The 18,889-nt window shown below is 67.8% G+C and carries 17 protein-coding genes; 7 read left to right on the plus strand and 10 right to left on the minus strand.

Features of this window, described 5'->3' with window-relative positions:
* The 4 genes from H0U68_RS14840 to H0U68_RS14855 form a co-directional block, all read left to right on the plus strand.
* Positions 1-316: hypothetical protein (locus tag H0U68_RS14840; protein WP_296356896.1), on the plus strand; the 316-nt coding region annotated here is incomplete at its 5' end.
* Between the two features lie 40 nt (positions 317-356).
* Positions 357-1,373, plus strand: a complete 1,017-nt coding sequence (locus H0U68_RS14845) for a TauD/TfdA family dioxygenase (RefSeq protein WP_296356897.1) — start codon at positions 357-359, stop codon at positions 1,371-1,373.
* The gene (locus H0U68_RS14850) at positions 1,367-2,077 is read left to right on the plus strand and encodes a dihydrodipicolinate reductase C-terminal domain-containing protein (RefSeq protein ID WP_296356898.1); all 711 of its coding nucleotides are present in this window, start codon (positions 1,367-1,369) and stop codon (positions 2,075-2,077) included. Before H0U68_RS14845 ends, H0U68_RS14850 begins: the two co-directional genes overlap by 7 nt.
* Positions 2,074-2,877 carry a class II aldolase/adducin family protein gene (locus H0U68_RS14855; RefSeq protein ID WP_296356899.1) on the plus strand — a complete coding sequence of 268 codons (804 nt, stop codon included), beginning with the start codon at positions 2,074-2,076 and terminating at the stop codon, positions 2,875-2,877. The genes H0U68_RS14850 and H0U68_RS14855 overlap by 4 nt, the downstream gene beginning before the upstream one ends.
* Before the next feature lie 79 nt (positions 2,878-2,956).
* Here H0U68_RS14855 and H0U68_RS14860 read toward each other — a convergent pair whose 3' ends face one another.
* From H0U68_RS14860 to H0U68_RS14875, 4 genes are all read right to left on the minus strand, one after another.
* The gene (locus H0U68_RS14860; protein ID WP_296356901.1) at positions 2,957-4,492 is read right to left on the minus strand and encodes a SpoVR family protein; all 1,536 of its coding nucleotides are present in this window, start codon (positions 4,490-4,492) and stop codon (positions 2,957-2,959) included.
* Positions 4,489-5,784: a YeaH/YhbH family protein gene (locus tag H0U68_RS14865; RefSeq protein ID WP_296356903.1), complete on the minus strand. Its 1,296-nt coding sequence runs from the start codon at positions 5,782-5,784 to the stop codon at positions 4,489-4,491. Before H0U68_RS14865 ends, H0U68_RS14860 begins: the two co-directional genes overlap by 4 nt.
* A gap of 99 nt (positions 5,785-5,883) precedes the next feature.
* Positions 5,884-7,806, minus strand: a complete 1,923-nt coding sequence (locus tag H0U68_RS14870; protein ID WP_296356905.1) for a PrkA family serine protein kinase — start codon at positions 7,804-7,806, stop codon at positions 5,884-5,886.
* Between the two features lie 277 nt (positions 7,807-8,083).
* Positions 8,084-10,393, minus strand: a complete 2,310-nt coding sequence (locus tag H0U68_RS14875; protein WP_296356907.1) for a PAS domain S-box protein — start codon at positions 10,391-10,393, stop codon at positions 8,084-8,086.
* 139 nt (positions 10,394-10,532) lie between these two features.
* Here H0U68_RS14875 and H0U68_RS14880 point away from each other — a divergent pair, with 139 nt between their 5' ends.
* Positions 10,533-11,714: an ATP-binding protein gene (locus H0U68_RS14880; protein ID WP_296356909.1), complete on the plus strand. Its 1,182-nt coding sequence runs from the start codon at positions 10,533-10,535 to the stop codon at positions 11,712-11,714.
* A gap of 11 nt (positions 11,715-11,725) precedes the next feature.
* Here H0U68_RS14880 and H0U68_RS14885 read toward each other — a convergent pair whose 3' ends face one another.
* Positions 11,726-12,691 carry a tripartite tricarboxylate transporter substrate binding protein gene (locus H0U68_RS14885; RefSeq protein WP_296356911.1) on the minus strand — a complete coding sequence of 322 codons (966 nt, stop codon included), beginning with the start codon at positions 12,689-12,691 and terminating at the stop codon, positions 11,726-11,728.
* A gap of 134 nt (positions 12,692-12,825) precedes the next feature.
* Between H0U68_RS14885 and H0U68_RS14890 the strand changes: the two genes are divergently transcribed.
* Both H0U68_RS14890 and H0U68_RS14895 read left to right on the plus strand, forming a co-directional pair.
* Positions 12,826-13,803 carry a sialic acid TRAP transporter substrate-binding protein SiaP gene (locus H0U68_RS14890; protein ID WP_296356912.1) on the plus strand — a complete coding sequence of 326 codons (978 nt, stop codon included), beginning with the start codon at positions 12,826-12,828 and terminating at the stop codon, positions 13,801-13,803.
* 23 nt (positions 13,804-13,826) lie between these two features.
* On the plus strand, positions 13,827-14,807 hold the full coding sequence (locus H0U68_RS14895) for a tripartite tricarboxylate transporter substrate binding protein (RefSeq protein WP_296356913.1): 981 nt from the start codon (positions 13,827-13,829) through the stop codon (positions 14,805-14,807).
* Between the two features lie 562 nt (positions 14,808-15,369).
* Here H0U68_RS14895 and H0U68_RS14900 read toward each other — a convergent pair.
* The 5 genes from H0U68_RS14900 to H0U68_RS14920 form a co-directional block, all read right to left on the minus strand.
* Positions 15,370-15,720 (minus strand): FKBP-type peptidyl-prolyl cis-trans isomerase, encoded by a 351-nt coding sequence (locus tag H0U68_RS14900; protein WP_296356915.1) that lies wholly within the window; start codon positions 15,718-15,720, stop codon positions 15,370-15,372.
* Between the two features lie 34 nt (positions 15,721-15,754).
* Complete coding sequence (locus H0U68_RS14905) at positions 15,755-16,924, minus strand: fumarylacetoacetate hydrolase family protein (RefSeq protein ID WP_296356917.1); 1,170 nt, start codon at positions 16,922-16,924, stop codon at positions 15,755-15,757.
* A complete protein-coding gene (locus tag H0U68_RS14910) occupies positions 16,921-17,244 on the minus strand; it encodes a helix-turn-helix domain-containing protein (RefSeq protein ID WP_296356919.1) in 324 nt (107 codons plus the stop codon). Before H0U68_RS14910 ends, H0U68_RS14905 begins: the two co-directional genes overlap by 4 nt.
* A gap of 131 nt (positions 17,245-17,375) precedes the next feature.
* Positions 17,376-18,368, minus strand: a complete 993-nt coding sequence (locus H0U68_RS14915) for a Bug family tripartite tricarboxylate transporter substrate binding protein (protein WP_296356921.1) — start codon at positions 18,366-18,368, stop codon at positions 17,376-17,378.
* Between the two features lie 78 nt (positions 18,369-18,446).
* Positions 18,447-18,889 (minus strand): MarR family winged helix-turn-helix transcriptional regulator (locus H0U68_RS14920; protein ID WP_296356923.1); only part of this gene is annotated, 443 nt, incomplete at its 5' end.

Genomic DNA, 18,889 nt, shown 5'->3' on the forward strand with positions numbered 1-18,889 from the left:
GTTCAGCGCCGCGCCGGCCCGCGCGCGCGCCGGCAACCTGGCCTGGCAGGCCACCGCCTTCAGCGCCGCGGCCAACCTGCACCGCATGAACCTGTTCGCCCGCGCCGGCTGGAAGCGCGGCGACTGGGAGCCGGCCCTGAGCGTGCTCTACACGCCGGCCGACGCCGGGCGCTCGGTCACCGCGTCCGTCGCCTGGCAAGGCGACCGCGTGCACGTCGAAACCGGCGTGCGCATCAACGGCGGCCCCGGCAGCGCCGTGCTGGCGCAGGTGCCGGCGCGCCGCTCCCTCTACACCACCCTCGGCTGGCGCTTCTAGTGCCGGCCCGCCCGACAACCATCCGAAGGAAGGCCATCCGATGAACCCCAACTCCCACGCGAACGCCGTACCGCTGGCCGTGCTGGACGACCGCGCGCGCAACCTGTCGTTCCTGCGCGACGACCCCGACGGGTTCGCCGCCGAAGTGCAGGCGCTGCGCCGCCGCCACGGCGCGGTGCTGATCCGCGGCTTGGACTTCGCCACGCCTGCCGAAGTGGAAGAGATCGCTCGCGCCATCTGCGGGGGCATGGACCTGCTGTCCTACGACGGCGAGCGCGCGACGCCGCGCACCGCGCTCGGCGGCCGCGTCTACACCTCGACCGAATACAAGGCGGGCGAGAGCATCTTCGTGCACAACGAATGCTCCAGCCGCCTGGAGTGGCCGCTGTGCCTGATGTTCGCCTGCGGCCTGCCGGCGGCCGGCGGCGGCGCCACCCCGCTGTGCGACATGCGGCAGGTCACGCGCGAGCTCGATCCGGCCATCCAAGCCGCCTTCCGCGCCCGCGGCATCGCCTATACCCGCAACTACGGCGGCGAGTTCGGCGTGTCGATCGAATACGCCTTCGGCACCACCGACCGCGCCGCCATCGCGGCCTACTGCGCTGCGCGCGGCATCGGCTGCGAATGGCTGGGACCCGACGCGCTGCGCACGCGCTTTCGCCGCGCCTCGCACGCCCTGCACCCGGAAACCGGCGAGACGCTGTGGTTCAACTACGCCACCTTCTACAGCCGCTCGGCGCTGGACCCGCGCCTGCGGCGGCTGATGCGCGGCGTGCCGGAGGAGCGGCGCGCCTTCAGCGCAGCCTGGGCCGACGGCGAGCCGATCCCGGAAGACATGTTCGACGCCTGCCGGCAGGCGTTCGACGCCGCGACCTACCGCTTCGACTGGCGCCGCGGCGATTTCCTGCTGCTGGACAACATGCTGAGCGGCCACGGCCGCGACCCGTTCCAGGGCGAACGCCTCACCTACACCGTGATGGCCGGCGAGGTGGTGCGCCCCGCGCCGACGGCGCTGCCCACCATCCTGCGCACCACCGAGGAGCTTGCACCATGCTGAGCGCACCCATAGGCGCCGCGGCCGCGCCGCTGGCCATCGGCATCGCCGGGCACAGCGGCCGCTTCGGCCGCCAGGTGCTGGCCGCCGCTGAACAGCGCGGCTGGACGGTCTGCTGGCGGCGCAACCGCGCCGGCCTGGACGCCTTTGCCGTGCCGGCGGTGATGCTGGACTGCTCGGGCGCCGAGGCGGTGCCGCAGACGTTGGAGGCGGCGCTCGCCTTCGGCGTGCCGCTGGTGCTGGCCACCTCGGGTGCGCGCTGGGCCGGGCACCCGCTGGTGCACGCAGCCTCGCAACAGATCCCCGTCGTGGTCGCCGCCAACCTGTCGCGCGGCCACCAGCTGATGATGATGATCGCGCGCCTGATCGGCGAGCAGCCCCATGCGGCGTCGCACGTGACGGTGGTGGACCGCCATCCCGCGACCAAGAAGGACGCGCCCAGCGCCACCGCCTTGCGGCTGGCCGCCGCCTGCGGCACCGACCGCACCATCGCCGTCCGCACCGGACCGCCGGTGGCCGACCATCAGGTAGTGCTGGCCTGGCAGGGCGAGACGCTGGAGATCAACCACCGAGTGACCGCGCTCGATGCGCCGGTGCAGGGCGCCCTGTCGGCGCTGGAGAGGGCTGCGCGCCTGCTCGGCCCCGGCCTGTACGGATTGGACAGCCCCGAGATGACGGGACAACAACTGATGAAAAGCCTCTCATGAAACTTGTCGCTTCGACCGAACCCACCGGCTCCGGTGCCGGCACCCGTGCCAGCGCCGGAACGAACGCCGGCACCAGTGCCGGCACCGGCACCGGTCCGTCGCTGCTGCGCCGCCAGATGGCGGTGGGTTGCCGCGTGCTGTCGCTCAACGGCCACGACGACTTCAACCAGGGCCAGGTGTCGGCCCGCGCGCGCGGCGCGGGCGAATTCCATATCAAGAACGCGTTCCGCGGTTTTGACGACGCGGGGCCCGAGGACATGCTACTGTGCCCCATCGACCCCGGTGCGCGGCTGCCGCGCGACGCGCCGCCGGAGACGCCGCTGCACCAGGCGATCTACCGCGCGCGGCCCGACGTCGGCGCGATTGTCCATTCGCACGCCGAATATGCCACCGTGTTCGGCGCCACCGATCTGCCGCTGGAGCCGATCTCGCACGAGGGCGCATTCTTCCAGGGCCGCATCGGCCGCTTCGACGAAACCAGCCACACCATCCTGGAGCACGAGGTGGCGTCGGCGGTGGCGCGGGCGCTGGCTGGCCACAGCGCGCTGCTGCTGTGCAACCACGGGCTGGTGGTGGTGGCGCCGACGCTGCGCCAGTGCGCGGTGCTGACCCTGATGCTGGAGCGCGCCTGCAAGCTCCAGCTGCTGGCGCAGTCCACGCGCCAGCGCTACCGGGTCACGCGCGCCGACGAGGTGGAGAAGAAGCGCGACTACATCTACTCGGAAATCGCGTTCCGCAACTACTGGAACCACGCCGTGCAGGCGGCGGCGCGGGCGTTCCCGGAGGTGCGGGGCTGGTAGTCCAACGAGAACGCGCAGCAATTGCACGCCGCGCATCCCATCACAAGGAAAAAGTCGCAAAGCGACTTTTCAAGAGAACTCACATGTGTTGCGGCGCCGGTGTCACTTCCCAGTGCTGCATGACGCGCTCCTGCGCGTCCACGCTTTCCAGCCGCACCCGAAAGCCCCACAGGCGCGCCACGTGCTTGACCACCTCTTCGGCGCTGTTGTCCAGCGGTCGGTCGTTGTGGCGGATGTGGCGCAAGGTCAATGAGCGGTCGCCGCGGGCGTTGACGTTCCACACCTGGATGTTGGGCTCGCGCCAATTCAAATCGTGCTGGCGCGCCAGCGATTCGCGCAGCCGCCGGTAGCCCTGGTCGTCGTGGATGGCGGCGACTTCCAGCTCCTTCTTGCCGGAATCGTCCAGCACCGCGAACAGCCGCAGCTCGCGCATCAGCTTGGGCGAGAGGTACTGGCCGATGAAGCTCTCGTCCTTGTAGTTGCGCATGGCGTAGTCCAGCGTCTTGTGCCAGTCGGAGCCCGCGATGTCGGGGAACCACTCGCGGTCCTCGGCGGTGGGGTTCTCGCAGATGCGGCGGATGTCCGTGTACATCGCGAAGCCCAGCGCATACGGGTTGATGCCGCTATAGCCCGGGTGCGTCACGGGCGGCTGGAACACCACATTGGTGTGCGAGCTCAGGAGCTCCATCATGTAGCCCTCGGACAGCATGCCCTGGTCGTACATGTCGTTGAGCAGCGTGTAGTGCCAGAAGGTGGCCCACCCCTCGTTCATCACCTGCGTCTGGCGCTGCGGATAGAAGTACTGCGCCACCTTGCGCACGATGCGCACCACCTCGCGCTGCCACGGCTCCAGCAGCGGCGCGTTCTTCTCGATGAAGTACAGGATGTTCTCCTGCGGCTCCTCGGGAAAGCGCTTCTGCTCCTTCTTGGCCTGCTTGCCGGCCTTGACCGGCAGCGTGCGCCACAGGTCGTTGACTTGCTGCTGCAGGTAGGCCTCGCGCTCCTTGCGGCGGTTCTCTTCTTCCACCATCGAGATCTTCTGCGGCCGGCGGTAGCGGTCCACGCCGTAGTTCATCAGCGCGTGGCAGGCATCCAGAGTCTGCTCCACCGCTTCCACGCCGTGGCGCTCCTCGCACTCGGCGATGTAGCTCTTGGCGTAGACCAGGTAGTCGACGATGGAGCTTGCGTCCGTCCACATGCGGAACAGGTAGTTGCCCTTGAAGAAGGAGTTGTGGCCGAAGCAGGCATGCGCGATCACCAGCGCCTGCATCGGCATCGTGTTCTCCTCCATCAGGTAGGCGATGCACGGGTCCGAGTTGATGACGATCTCGTAGGCCAGGCCCATGTGGCCGCGGCGGTAGCTCTTCTCGCTCTGGATGAAGTGCTTGCCGTACGACCAGTGGCGGTAGTTCACCGGCATGCCGACCGACGCATAGGCATCCAGCATCTGCTCGGCCGAGATGAGCTCCAGCTGCGTGGGGTAGGTGTCCAGGCCGAATTTCTCGGCGGTGCGGCGGATCGCGTCGAAATACGTGTCGATCAGCTCGAAATTCCAGTCCGACGGGCTGGGCAGGCGCTTGCGGTCCGACGCGGTGATGGGGGCTTCTTCGATCATGCTGGTGCGGTCGCTTTCTTGAACAGGTCGCGGAACACCGGGAAAATCTGCGCGGGCGTGCAGATCTTCTGCATCGCGAAGTGCTGGTTGGCGTCGCGCACCCGCGTGTATTCCTCCCACAGGTTCTGGTCCTCGTCGGCCACCTGCACGTAGGCGTAATAGCGCACCAGCGGCAGGATCTTGTTGTCCAGCAGTTCGCGGCACTTGGACGAATCCTGCTGCCAGTTGTCGCCGTCGGATGCTTGCGCGCCGTAGATGTTCCAGCCGTCGCCCACGTAGCGCGCGCGAATGATCTCGTTCATCAAGGTCAGCGCGCTGGACACCACGGTGCCGCCGCTTTCGGTGGCGTGGAAGAACTCGTCTTCCGTGACTTCCGCAGCCTGCGTGTGGTGGCGGATGAACACCACCTCGGTCTTCTCGTAGTGGCGCGAGAGAAACAGGTACAGCAGGATGAAGAAGCGCTTGGACAGGTCCTTGCGCGACTCGTCCATGGAACCGGACACGTCCATCAGGCAGAACATCACCGCCTTGCTGGTGGGCGTCGGCTCGCGCACCCGGTTGCGAAAGCGCAGGTCGAATGGGTCCAGGAAGGGCACGCGCTTCAGGCGCGCCTTGAGCTCCTCGACCTCCTTGCGCGCCTCGTCGATTTCCGCCTCGGTGCCGCTCGCCTCCAGCAGCGCCAGGCGCTGCTCGGCCAGCCGCAATGCGCGCCGCGGGTCGCCGCCCATGGCGATGCGCCGCGCCAGGCCGACGCGCATGGAGCGCACCACGTGCAGGCTGGTCGGGTTGCCCTCGGAGACGAAGCCGGCACGCCGGCTCTTCCACTCGGGAATATCGGCCAGCAGTTGCGTGCGGATCAGGCGCGGCAGCTCGAGGTCGTCGAAGAAGTAGTTCATGAACTCTTCGCGCGAGATGCGAAAGACGAAGTCGTCCTCGCCCTGCCCGTCCTGCGAGGCGCCGTTGCCGTTGCCGCCGCCGCCCCCGCCGCCCTGCGGCCGCTGGATCTTGTCGCCGCGCAGGTACTCCTGGTTGCCCGGGTGCACCATTTCGCGGCTGCCGCCGGGCGCGTGGCCGAACACCGGTTCGGACACGTCGCGCCGCGGCAGCGTGATGTCGGCGCCGTCCTCGATGTTACGGATGCTGCGGTCGCCCACGGCCTTGCGCACCGCGTCCTTGATCTGCTCGCGGTAGCGGCGCAGGAACCGCTCGCGGTTGCCGATCGACTTGTTCTTGCCCGACAGGCGACGGTCGATCACCTGGTGGAGCTGCGAGCGTTCAGTTCGATTGCCCATGGTCTTTCTCGCGTGCCACCGCGGAACCGGCTTTGCCGGGCCGCGGGTGGCGCCCCTTGAGGGGAGGCGCCGAAGGCGCTTCGGGGTGGGTCAAGGATTTCAGGAAGACTTGCGAACGCGCAGATACCACTCGCACAGCAGGCGGACCTGGCGGCGCGTGTAGCCCTTCTGCTCCATGCGCGCCACGAAGTCCTCGTGCTTCTTCTGCTCATCGGCGCTGGCCTTGGCATTGAAGCTGATGACGGGCAGCAGCTCCTCGGTGTTCGAGAACATCTTCTTCTCGATCACCGTGCGCAGCTTCTCGTAGCTGGTCCACGCCGGGTTCTTGCCGGCGTTGTTGGCCCGCGCGCGCAGCACGAAGTTCACGATTTCGTTGCGGAAGTCCTTGGGGTTGGACAGGCCGGCCGGCTTCTCGATCTTCTCGAGCTCGGCGTTGAGCGAACCGCGGTCGAAGATCTCGCCGGTGTCGGTGTCGCGGAACTCCTGGTCCTGGATCCAGAAGTCGGCGTACGTGACGTAGCGGTCGAAGATGTTCTGGCCGTACTCGGAGTACGACTCCAGGTAAGCCGTCTGGATTTCCTTGCCGATGAACTCCGCATAGCGCGCCGCCAGGTGTTCCTTGATGTAGGCAAGGTACTTCTGCTCGGTCTCGGGCGGGAACTGCTCGCGCTCGATCTGCTGCTCCAGCACGTACATCAGGTGCACCGGATTGGCGGCGACTTCCTCGGAGCCGAAGTTGAACACCTTGGAGATGATCTTGAAGGCGAAGCGGGTGGAGATCCCGTTCATGCCCTCGTCGACGCCCGCGTAGTCGCGGTACTCCTGGTAGCTCTTGGCCTTGGGGTCGGTGTCCTTGAGGTTCTCTCCATCGTAGATCAGCATCTTGCTGAAGAGGCTGGAATTCTCCGGCTCCTTCAGGCGCGTGAGCACCGAAAACTGCGCCATCATCTTCAGCGTGCCGGGCGCGCACACCGCTTCCTTGAGCGACGAGTTCTGCAGCAGCTTCTCGTAGATCTTGATCTCTTCGGTGACGCGCAGACAGTAAGGCACCTTCACCACGTAGATGCGGTCGAGGAACGCCTCGTTGTTCTTGTTGTTCTTGAACGCCTTCCACTCGCTCTCGTTGGAGTGGGCCATCACGATGCCGTCGAACGGGATCGCGCCGAAGCCTTCCGTGCCCTTGAAGTTGCCTTCCTGGGTGGCGGTGAGCAGCGGGTGCAGCACCTTGATCGGCGCCTTGAACATCTCGACGAATTCGAGCAGGCCCTGGTTGGCCAGGCACAGGCCACCGGAGTAGCTGTAGGCATCCGGGTCGTCCTGCGCGAACGACTCCAGCTTGCGGATGTCCACCTTGCCGACCAGCGAGGAGATGTCCTGGTTGTTCTCGTCGCCCGGTTCGGTCTTGGCGATGCCGACCTGCTTGAGGATGGACGGGTAGCGTTTGACCACGCGGAACTTGCGGATGTCGCCGCCGAACTCTTCCAGGCGCTTGACCGCCCACGGCGACATGATCTTCTGCGTGTAGCGGCGCGCGATGCCGAACTGCTGCTCGAGCAGCGGGCCGTCCTCGTCGTTGCTGAACAGGCCGAGCGGCGATTCGTTCACCGGCGAGCCCTTGATGGCATAGAACGGCACCATCTCCATCAGCTGCTTCAGGCGTTCGGCGATCGACGATTTGCCGCCGCCAACGGGGCCCAGCAGGTACAGGATCTGCTTTCTTTCTTCCAGTCCCTGCGCGGCATGGCGAAAGTGCGAGACGACCTGCTCGATCGGCTCTTCAAGACCAAAGAAATCCTTGAACGCGGGATAGACGCGGAGGATCTTGTTGCCGAAGATGCGCGACAGCCGCTGGTCATGCCGCGTGTCGACCATGGCCGGTTCGCCGATGGCGGCGAGCATGCGTTCGGAGGCGGACGCATAGGCCAGGGGATCGCGCTTGCACAGGTCGAGATACTCCTCCAGGGATATTTCCTCCTCGCGCGTCTTCTCGTATCGCGCCAGGAAATTGCGGACTACGTCCATGAAACCTCCTTCGGGTTCGTTAGGAGACGCGCTGAGAGGACAGGCGCCTCGTTGAGCCAATGTACCCCAGCGCAAATCGCGTCGAACGGCATGCGGTGTAGGTGTTCGTTGCACTTCACTGTAGGTGAACGGTAGATAAAAACAAGAGGGCGAAGTTTCTAAGTGGAAACCACACGAGAGCATCGCACGCACACGCCGCTGCGTGTGTTGCGCGCGCGGAAAAGCATTTGTAAAACTGCGGGACAGCTGCGCGTGCAGGCCGGACAATGTGCGTGCGTTACGCGTGCGGCGGCTCGCCGAGCGTGAAGTAGAAAACCGCGCCGCGCCGCGGCGCCGACTCGGCCCAGATGCGTCCGCCATGGCGCGTGACGATCTTGTGCACGATCGCCAGGCCGATGCCGGTGCCCTGGAATTCGGCCATGCTGTGCATGCGCTGGAACGCCTCGAACAGGCGCTCGGCGCGTCCCATGTCGAAGCCCGCGCCGTTGTCGCGCACGAAGTACGCGGTGCGGCCATCGCCCATGGTCGTGCTGCCGATGTCGATGCGCGCATGCTCGCTGCGCCCGGTGAACTTCCACGCGTTGCCCACCAGGTTGCCCATCACCTGCGCCAGCAGGCGCGGGTCGCCGCGCGCGGGCAGCGTGGACGCCATCACGATCTGCACCTCGCGCTGCGGCTCGGCTTCGCGCAGCATCGCCACGACGCCGCGCGCCAGCACCGCCATGTCGACCGTCTCGCTCAGCAGGCTGGCGCGCGAGAAGCCGGCCAGCGACAGCAGCCCGTCGGTCAGTTCGCCCATCTGGCGCACGCCGGCGCGGATGCGGCGCAGGTAATGCGCGCAGCGCTCCGGCAGCACGTGGCCCGCGCCCTCCTCCAGCATCTGGCTGAATCCGCCGATCGAGCTCAGCGGTGCGCGCAGGTCGTGCGCGATGGAATACGAGAATGCTTCCAGTTCCTTGTTGGCCATCTCGAGCTGCGCAGTGCGCTGGCGCACGCGCTCCTCCAGCTCGGCGTTGAGCCGCAGGATCTCGCGTTCGGCCGCCACGCGCTTCGTAATGTCTTTCACGTAGATAGCCAGGCCCTGGCGCGACGGATAGGCCTTGGCCTGCACCCAGATGTTGGCTGGCCGGTACTCTTCCTCGAATTGCTGGGCCACGTCGTGCTCCAGCGCGTATTCCAGAAGATGCTGCACGCTGCTGCCGGCCAAGTTGGGCAGCTCCTCGAACACGTTCTTGCCCAGCAGCTCCTCGCGCGGACGCCGCAGCAGCCGTTCGGCATCGCCGTTCAGATAGGTGAAGCGCCAGTCGCGGTCGATGGTAACGAAGGCATCGGTGATGCTTTCGAGCGTGTTGGACAGCTGCTCGGCCATCAGGCGCGCCTGTTCGGTCACGCGCTTGCTTTCCGAGATGTCCTGGAACGCGCCCTGGATGCGGCGCACGCGTCCACGCGCATTCCACTCCGGCTCGCCGATGAGCCGCACCCACACGCGCCGGCCGCGCTCGGTGACGATCTGCGCCTCCATGTCGAACGCGGTGCCGCGCAGCACGCAGTTGCGCACCGCGTCCAGCACCGCCGGCTGGTCTTCCGGCGCGAAGAAGCCGACGGCCTGCCCCCGCATCGGCGAGAAGCCGGGCTTGACCTCGTGGATGGCGCACACCTCGGTGGACCACAGCACTTGCTGCTGGCCCAGCTCCCAGGCCCAAGCACCCAGCCGGCCGATCTGCGCGGCCATGTGCAGCAGCGCCTCGGCGTGGCGCAGGCGCTCCGCGGCGGCGTGGCTGGCGGTGATGTCGCGCCCGGTGCCGCGGTAGCCGGTGAAGCGGCCGCCTGCGCCGAACACCGGCTCGCCGCTGACCGTCACGTAGCGCGCCTCGCCATCCACCATGCGCACGTACTGCAGGTCGCGAAACGGCAGCCGCCGCTCCAGCACCGCGCGGTGCTCGTCCCATGTGGTGCCGAGCGGCCGCAATCCCGAAATCTCCCAACGCCGCTTGCCGATCCCTTCTTCGTGCCCGTCGCGCCAAAAGCGCGGCTGCACCGCGCCCGAGAACGAGGTGAAGCGCAGCGCCTCGTCCTGCTCCCAATACCAGTCGCTCGACAGCATGGTGAGGCTGCGAAAGCGCTCCTCGCTTTCGCGCAGCGCCTGCTCGTCATGCTTGTGCTGGGTGATGTCCTGCACCTGCGCGATGAAGTGCATCGGCCGGCCGTCGCAATCGCGCACCAGCGAGCAGGTGACGCGGCCCCACAGCACGCGGCCGTCCTTGTGCAGGTAGCGCTTCTCGTGCTCGTAGAGTTCCTTGGCGCCCGCCAGCAGCGCGCCGCGTTCGCGCAGGTCGCCGGCGATGTCGTCGGGATGGGTGACGTCGTGAACGGTGCGTTCCAGCAACTCTTCCTGCGTGTAGCCCAGCATCGCGCAGAAGGCCCGGTTTACCCTGAGGCGCTGGCCGTCGGGCGCGATCAGCGACATGCCGATGGGGGCGTTCTCGAAGGCGCTGGTGAACTGCTGCTCGCTCGCGTCGTACAAGCGTGCGGCATTGGCCGGCTGGGGTGCGGGGCGGTGTGCCCGGGTGCGCGGAAGGGAGGACAACTGCGATCCCTTGTTGCAAAAAGTAACTTCAGTATGCCGCCACGGTTGAGCACCCTGCTTAGGGAATTTGCCTAGGCTTTGTAGGACGTGATCGACAAGTGCATGCAGGTCAGTGGTGGCGGTTCCACAATATTCAGGCATGAAAGAGCAACTGGATGTTCTCGACGACGTGGCGTCCTGGGCCCCTGCGTTCGAAATCGCTTTCGACACCACGCCCATCGGCATGGCCCTGCTCGACCTCGACGGGCGCATGGTGCGGGCCAACGCGGCGCTGGGCGAGATGCTCGGCTACACGCCGAACGAGCTGTGCCGCCTGGGCTGGTCCGGCCTGCTGAAAGGCGCCGACCTGCGGGGCGAAGCGGCATGCCGCGCGGCGCTGGCCGCGGGGTCCGCCTCGGAGCAATGCGAGCTGCACTGCCGCCACCGCAGTGGCCGGCCGGTGTGGATCGGCCTCACGCGCGTGCTGGCGCCGGGCGCCGACGGCCGTCCGGCCTACTTCGTCGACCAGGTGCAGGACTTCAGCGAGCGGCAGCGCGCGGAAAAGGAAATCGTGCTGCTCAACAACGTGCTGGAGCAGCGCATCCGCCGCCGCACCGCCGAGCTGGAGGAAAGCAACGAGGATCTGCGCGACTTCGCCTATTCGCTGGCGCACGACCTGCGCGGCCCGCTGGCGTCCATCGACGGCTTCAGCGCGCAGCTGGAACGGCTGCTGGCCGAGCGGCTGGACCCGCGCTGCGCGCACTACCTGCGGCGGGTGCGCGCCGGCGTGCAGCAGATGGGCGAGCTGACCGACGGACTGCTGGCGCTGGCCGACCTGGCGCGCACCGAGCTGCAGCACCAGGGCGTGGACCTGTCGGAGATTGCCGCGTCCATCCTCGAGCGGCTGCGCGAAAGCGAGCCCGAGCGCAGCGTGGCGGTGCACGTGGCGCCGACGCCGCCCGCGCAGGGCGACCGGCGGCTGCTGACCAACGTGATGGAGAACCTGCTGGGCAATGCCTGGAAGTTCACCGGCAGGACACCCGACGCCACCATCGCCTTCGGCGGCGCGTCGCGCCCCGGCGGCCAGGTCTGCTACGAGGTCACCGACAACGGCGCCGGCTTCGACCCCGCCTTCGTCTCCCAGCTGTTCACGCCATTTCAGCGCCTGCACAAGGCGACCGAATTCGCCGGCAACGGCATCGGGCTGGCGATGGTGCGCAAGATCGTGGTGCGCCACGGCGGCCAGGTGTGGGCCGAATCCCAGCCCGGCGAAGGCGCGCGCTTTTGCTTCACCCTGCGCGAGCAGCCGGCCGCGGCGCCTTCCGCAAGCGCAGGACCCTGACGGTCCGCGCCTTACTCGAGCTTGACGTTCGCCTGCGCCACCACCTGGGCCCAGCGCGCGCGTTCCTGGTTGAAAAAGCGGTCCTGTTCGGGCGGCGCCATGGTGACCACCTCGGCGCCCTGGCCGGCCAGCTTGGCGCGCACGTCCGGCGCGCGGATGGCGCGGATCAGCTCGGCGTTGAGCCGCTGCACGATGGCCTCCGGCGTGCCGTGCGCCACCAGCACGCCCTGCCAGGTGCCCGATTCGAAGCCGGGTACGCCCTGCTCCGCGATGGTGGGCACGTCGCCGATCAGCGGCATGCGGGTGCGCTTGGACACGCCCAGCACCTTCAGCTTGCCGCTCTGCACGTGCGGCAGCGTGGCCAGCATGCCGTTCATCAGAATCTCGGTCTGGCCCGACACCGTGTCCATCACCGCCTGCACACCGCCCTTGTAGGGCACGTACTGCCAGCGCGCGCCGCTTGCGCGCTCCAGCGCCACGCCGGCCAGGTGCGGCGCGCTGCCGGTGGCGGTGACGGCGAAGTTCAGCGGCTTCTGCTTGGACAGCGCCACCAGCTCCTTCAGGTTGTTGGCGGGCACCGAGGGATGCACCACCAGCAGGTGCGGCGAATACGCGAGCATGGTCGCGCCGCGCAGGTCCTTGCTGGGGTCGAACGCCAGGCGCGGATAGACCGACGGACTGATGGCCAGTGCGCCGGTGTCGCACAGCAGCAGGGTGTAGCCGTCGGGCGCCGACTTGGCGACCAGCTCCGCCCCAAGGTTGCCGTTGGCGCCGGCGCGGTTCTCCACCACCACCGGCTGCCTGAGCGCCTCCGACAGCGGCTGGCTGATGGAGCGCGCGATGATGTCCGAAGAGCCGCCCGGCGGGTACGGCACCACGATGCGCAGCGGTTTGGCGGGCCAGGCGCCACCCTGCGCCCAGGCGGCGGCGGGCAGCAGCGATGCGGCGGACAGCAGGCGGCGGCGTGAGACGTGCATGAAGCGCTCCTTGTTCCAGTCATCGTACAACCGAGCGGCACGCTGCTTTCCTCCAGACAAGCCTGATTGACACGCGCCACCACAGCCCGTATGTTGTACGACGACTGATCACAACCAAAGAGAGAGACAGCAGCATGCATCGCAGAACCCTGGCCCACTGGGCCGCCCTTGGCCTGTTCGCGCTGGCCGCGCCGGCTGCACTGGCGCAGACCAAGCTGAAGTGGGCGCACGTCTACGAGACGGGCGAGCCGTACCACAAGCAGGCAGTGTGGGCGGCCGACGAAATCAAGAAGCGCACCGGCGGGCGCTACGAGATCGAGGTGTTCCCGGCCTCCACGCTGGGCAAGGAAACCGAGATCAACCAGGGCCTGCAACTGGGCACGGTGGACATCATCTACACCGGCATGGCGTTCGCCGGCCGCGCGTATCCGCCGATGTCGATCGCCTCAGCGCCGTTCGTGTTCCGCGACTACGCGCACTGGCAGGCCTTCCGCAGCGGCCCGGTGTTCAAGGACATCGTGAACGCCTACGCGCAGAAGACCAGCGGCCAGCACATCGCCGGCTACACGTATTACGGCCTGCGCCACATGACGTCCAACAAGCCGATCACCAAGCCGGACGACATGAAGGGGTTGAAGCTGCGCGTGCCCGACGCGCCGCTGTTCGTGATGTTCCCCAAGGCGGTCGGCGCCAACCCGACGCCGATCGCCTTTGCCGAGGTCTACCTGGCGCTGCAGAACGGCACGGTGGACGCGCAGGAGAACCCGCTGCCGACCATCGACGCCAAGAAGTTCTATGAAGTGCAGAAGTACATCACCCTCACCGGCCACATCACCGAGTCGCTGGTGACCATCGTGGCCGGCCCGGCCTGGGCCAAGCTGAACGACGCCGACAAGAAGATTTTCGATGCGGTGCTGTGGGAAGCTTCCGGCCGCGCCGGCCAGGAGATCCTGGACGCCGAGAACCGGCTGGTGGCCGAGTTCGAAAAGCGCGGCAAGATCGTCGCCAAGGTGGACCGCGCGCCGTTCGCCGCCGCCGTGCGCGGCCCGCTGACCGCCGCGGACGCGCCGTGGCCGCGCGAGCTGTTCGACCGCATCCAGGCCATCAAGTGAAGACTGAAGACGAGAGCACGCGCATGACGACCACCAAGACCCTGATCTCCCGCCGCAACATCCTGGGGGCGCTGGCCGCCGCCGGCCTCGCGCCCGCCGCCTGGGCGCAGACCGCCAGCGGCTATCCCAATCACCCGATCGAGCTGGTGGTGCCCTACGGCGCGGGCGGTGGCACCGACGTGCTGGCGCGCGCCTATGCCGAGGCCACGCGCAAGCACCTGCCGCAGACCATCACTGTGCTGAACAAGCCCGGCGCGAGCGGCGCCATCGGCTGGAACGAGGTGATCAACAGCAAGCCCGACGGCTACAAGCTGGCGATCCTCACGGTGGAGCTCACCACCATTCCGCACATGGGCCTGGCCAAGTTCACGCACGAGGACTTCGTGCCCATCGCGCGCCTGAACGCCGACCCGGCCGCCATCACGGTGAAGGCCGACGCGCCCTGGAACACGGTGGAAGAATTCCTGGCCGCCAGCCGCAAGGCCAGCGGCGAGATCCGCATGGGCAATTCGGGCAACGGCTCGATCTGGCACTTGGCCGCCGCGGCGCTGGAGGAGAAGGCCAACGTGAAGTTCAACCACGTGCCGTTCAACGGGGCGGCGCCCGCGGTGCTAGCGCTGCTGGGCGGACACATCGAGGCCGTGGCGGTGAGCCCGGCCGAAGTCACCGTGCACGTGCAGGGCGGCAAGCTCAAAACGCTGGCCGTGATGGCCGACCAGCGCGTCAAGGGCTTCGAGAAGGTGCCCACGCTCAAGGAGCGCGGCATCGACCTGTCGATCGGCACCTGGCGCGGCCTGGGTGCGCCCAAGGGCACGCCGCCGGACATCATTGCGCTGCTGAAGGACGTGACCGCCAAGGCCATGAACGAGCCGGTGCTGCGCGAGACCATGGAGAAGCAGAACATGGGTATCTCGTACGCCGACGACGTGCAGTTCCGAGCGACGATGGCGCGGGACAATGTTTACTTCAAGCAGTTGATGACGAAGTTGAATATCAAGGCTTAAAGGCACGTCCTCACGCGGCAGGCGGTGCCCGGTGTGGGGCCGCGGAACGGCGCTCCGCGGCTTTGCCACGGAGTAAAGCTGCAAGGCTTGGACTGGGGCCGGCGCGGGGGAACTCGCTGCATTTCATTCCGCTCAGACAGCCCCCGCGAGTCAGTTCACGAAGCGCGCTGAAGCGCGCCCGGCCCCAGTCCAAGCCTCGCAGCCGCCGTCCCAACTGCGGCCACACACCGGGCCCCGCCTGCCGCAGCCAACAGTGTGGCGCGCACAAACGTAGGCCCGCCACCATTGCCTCTCACGCCGCATGCGGGCGGGCTGCGTCGCGCAGTTGGGCATGGCGCCTGCGGTGGATGGGAGCGGGGCTGGCGCGCTTCAGCGCGCTTCGTCAACTGACTCGCGGTAGCTGTCTGAACGGAGCGATTGCTTGCAATCGCGCAGTGAGTTCTACCGCGCAGCCCCGCTCCCATCCACCGCAGGTCTGCCCGCGCAAAGCGCGGGACGCCATGTCCGCGCGGCGCAGCCCGCCCGCATGCGGCGTGCGCGAGGTAGCCGCCTGAAAAAAACCTCAGCGCGTCTCGATCAACTCGACGTCGAACTTCAAAGTGGCATTGGGAGGAATCGCACCACCAGCCCCACGCGCCCCGTACCCCAGAGCAGCAGGAATGACCAGCGTGCGCTTGCCCCCAACCTTCATGCCAGCCACACCTTCATCCCACCCGCGGATCACCATGCCCGCGCCGAGCGAGAACTCGAACGGATCATTGCGGTCGCGGCTGGAATCGAACTTGGCGCCTTGCACGCCGTTCTCGTACAGCCAGCCGGTGTAGTGCACGCGCACATCCTGGCCGGACTTGGCTTCGGGGCCGCTGCCGATCAGTTCGTCTTCGTATTGCAGGCCGGAGGGGGTGGTGATCATCGGAAATCCTTTGTTCGAAAAAGAGAAGGGCTCATCAGCGCAGCAGTCCGCGGCGCGCCAGGTCGCGCATCAGGGCGCGCGTGCCATAGGTCCAGGGCGCCACGCGGTCGCTGGTGTTGACGCGATTTGCCAGTGTACCGAGGCTCGGCGTAGAGACGGTCACCACGTCGCCGACCGCGTGCGTGAACCCCTGGCCGGGACCGAAGCGGTCCTGCGTGGGCGCGAACATCGTGCCCAGGAACAGCATGAAGCCGTCGGGGTACTGGTGGTTCGCGCCGATGGCCTGCGACACCAGGTCGAGCGGATCGCGGCTGATCTTCGCCAGGCTGCTGGCGCCCTGCATCGTGAAGCCGTCCGTGCCGGTGACCTGCATGGCCAGCTCGCACTGGCGCACGTCGTCGATGCCGAACACGTCGTCGAACAGGCGGATGAACGGGCCGATGGCGCAGCTCGCGTTGTTGTCCTTGGCCTTGCCCAGCAGCAGCGCGCTGCGCCCTTCGAAGTCGCGCAGGTTGACGTCGTTGCCAAGCGCGGCGCCGCGCACCTGGCCCTTGCTGTCGACCGCCAGCACGACCTCGGGCTCCGGGTTGTTCCAGGCACTGCCCGGGTGGATGCCGACTTCGCTGCCAGTGCCCACCGCGCTCATTGGCTGCGACTTGGTGAAGATCTCCGCGTCGGGACCGATGCCCACTTCCAGATACTGCGACCACACGCCCTGGGCGAGCAGAACCTCCTTCAGGCGCATGGCTTCGGGCGAGCCCGGCTTCACCGCCGCCAGGTTCTCGCCGATGACCGCCACCACGGCCGCGCGCACGGCCTCGGATTTCGACGCGTCGCCGCGCGCCTGCTCCTCGATCACGCGCTCGAGCATCGACGCGACGAAGGTCACGCCGGCGGCCTTGATGGCCTGCAGGTCGCAGGGCGCCATCAGCCAGGGCAGCGCAGCATCGCGCGCATCGAATGCGCTGTTGCGCAGGATGGCCTGCGTGTCGCCCAGCCGCGCGCCGCCATGCCGCCGCACGGCGGTGGCCGCGTCGGCCAGCTCCAGCAGGTCGCTGCAGGTGGAGGCCAGCTGCGACAGGTCGTGCACGCCGTCCGGGCCCACGCGCACGGGCACCGGGCCCTCGCCTTCGATCCAGGCGCGGCCGATGAGCAGGGCGTCCGCCGCGTCGGCGGGCAGGGTGGTGTCGAGAAAGAGGTTCATGGGATGGGTATCGCTTTCTTCTTGGCCTGGTGGGCCGTCCACTTGGCGGCGAAGGCCTGCAGCTCGGCCAGGCGCTTGAGCAGGTCGGCGCCCCAGGGTGTGAGCACATAGCCGTCGCTGCCGTGCTGCACGAAGCCGGCTTCGCGCAGCTCTTTCAGGCGCGTGTTCATGGTGTTGGGGGTGATGCCGCCCACGCTGTCCTGCAGCAGGCGAAAGGTCTGGGCGTGGCCGTCGCGCAGCGCCCACAGAACCCGCATCGCGTAACGCGCTTCCAGCAGCGCCAGCAACTGGCTGGTGGCTGCGTTGTCCTTGAGGCTCATGCGGAAAGTGTGGGAATCGGCGGAGGCGGGGGACGCAGTGTACGCAGTTCCTGCTATGCAAACAATAGCAAGATCGCCGCGCAAGCGCGGCAATTCCGCAGCTGCCGGCCCGCCGCCGGCGCCGGGTCCGTTCAGGACTCGGCGGTGAAGCCGATCTTCTTGACCAGGGGACCCCAGCGAGCGAACTCGTCCTTCTGGCTCCTGTCCATCTCGGCCGGCGTGGAGCCCTGCGCCATTAAGCCCATGAGCGCCAGCGAGTCGACCACCACCTTGTCCCTCAGCGCCTGGTTGATGGCCGCGTTGGCATTCGCGATCACGCTGGCAGGCGTTTTGGCGGGGGCATAGAAGCCGAACCATTCTTCGGTCGTGAGGTCGGCAAAGCCCTGCTCGGCATAGGTGGCCACCTCGGGCGTGAAAGGAGTGCGCTTGGCGCCAGAGGTCGCCAGGATGCGGATCTTGCCGGCACGGTGGTTGGCCAGCGCGTCGCCGGTGGGCGTGGAGCAGGCGGCCAGCGTGCCGCCGATCAGGTCGCCGATGGCGGGCAGCGAGCCGCGGTACGGCGCATGCTTCATGTCCACGTTGTTGCCGATGCTCAGCAGCGCCACCAGGAAGTGCGGCGTGGAGCCGGCTGCGGGCGAGCCGTAGGTGGCCTTGTCCGGATTGGCTTTGGCCCAGGCCAGGAAGTCCTTCACCGTCTTCACGCTGGCCGGCACCATCGGGCCGACCGACAGCGCGTGCGTCATCACCGCCGCGATCGACACCGGCGCCAGGTCCTTGAACGGGTCGTAGCTGAGCTTGGTGTAGATGTGCGGATAGATGGCGGTGCAGGAGAACGGCGTCAGCAGCAAGGTGGCGCCATCGGGCGGGGCGGCCTTCACCACTTCGCAGGCGATGCGCCCGCCGGCGCCGGTGCGGTTCTCCACCACGCCGGCGTTCTTGGTGTACGCCGTGCCGCCGATCCGCTCGGCAACGCGGCGGCTGGTGGCGTCGGCCGTGCCGCCGGCCGGAAAGCCGTTGATGACCTTCACGGACTCGAAAGCCTGGGCGGACGCGCCCAGCGGAAAAGCGCCCAGCGCGGCGAGCGAGGCGCTGGCCTGGACGAACTGGCGGCGGGTGGGGGTCATGCGTGTCTCCTGTCGTTGTCTGGCTGCGCGAGCAGTGTGCCAGCGGCGCGCGCCCGCGCCATCAGGGAAAAGCCCGGCTCAGCCGCTGTCGCGCTGGTAGACCTTCTGCAGCAGCCGCAGCAAGGTGCGCTGCTCGCTCGGCGCAAGCCGGTTCGCGATGTCGGCCTCCAGCCGCGACGCCGTGCCCTCCGCCTCGGCGGTGAGCGCCGCGCCCTCGGCCGTCAGGTGCAGCCCGACGGCGCGGCCGTCGTACGGATGCGGGCGGCGCGCCACCAGCCCGCGCTTTTCCAGCGCGCTCACCAAGCCCACCAGGTTGGGCGGAAGGATGCCCAGCGTGGCGCACAGCTGGCGCGAGGTGATGCCCGGGTTGCGCCCCACCAGCGACAGCACCGACAGGTCCACCGGCCGCAGCGCGAACGGCGCCATGCGCTGCTGGAACACGTCGCTGACCACCAGCCAGGCGCGCCGCGTGTTGTAGCCCAGCAGAGTTTCCAGAAAGCTGGTATCGACCTGCTCGACGG

Origin of the sequence: Ramlibacter sp. (genome assembly GCF_013697775.1) — a bacterium.
Taxonomy (GTDB): Bacteria; Pseudomonadota; Gammaproteobacteria; order Burkholderiales; family Burkholderiaceae_C; genus Ramlibacter.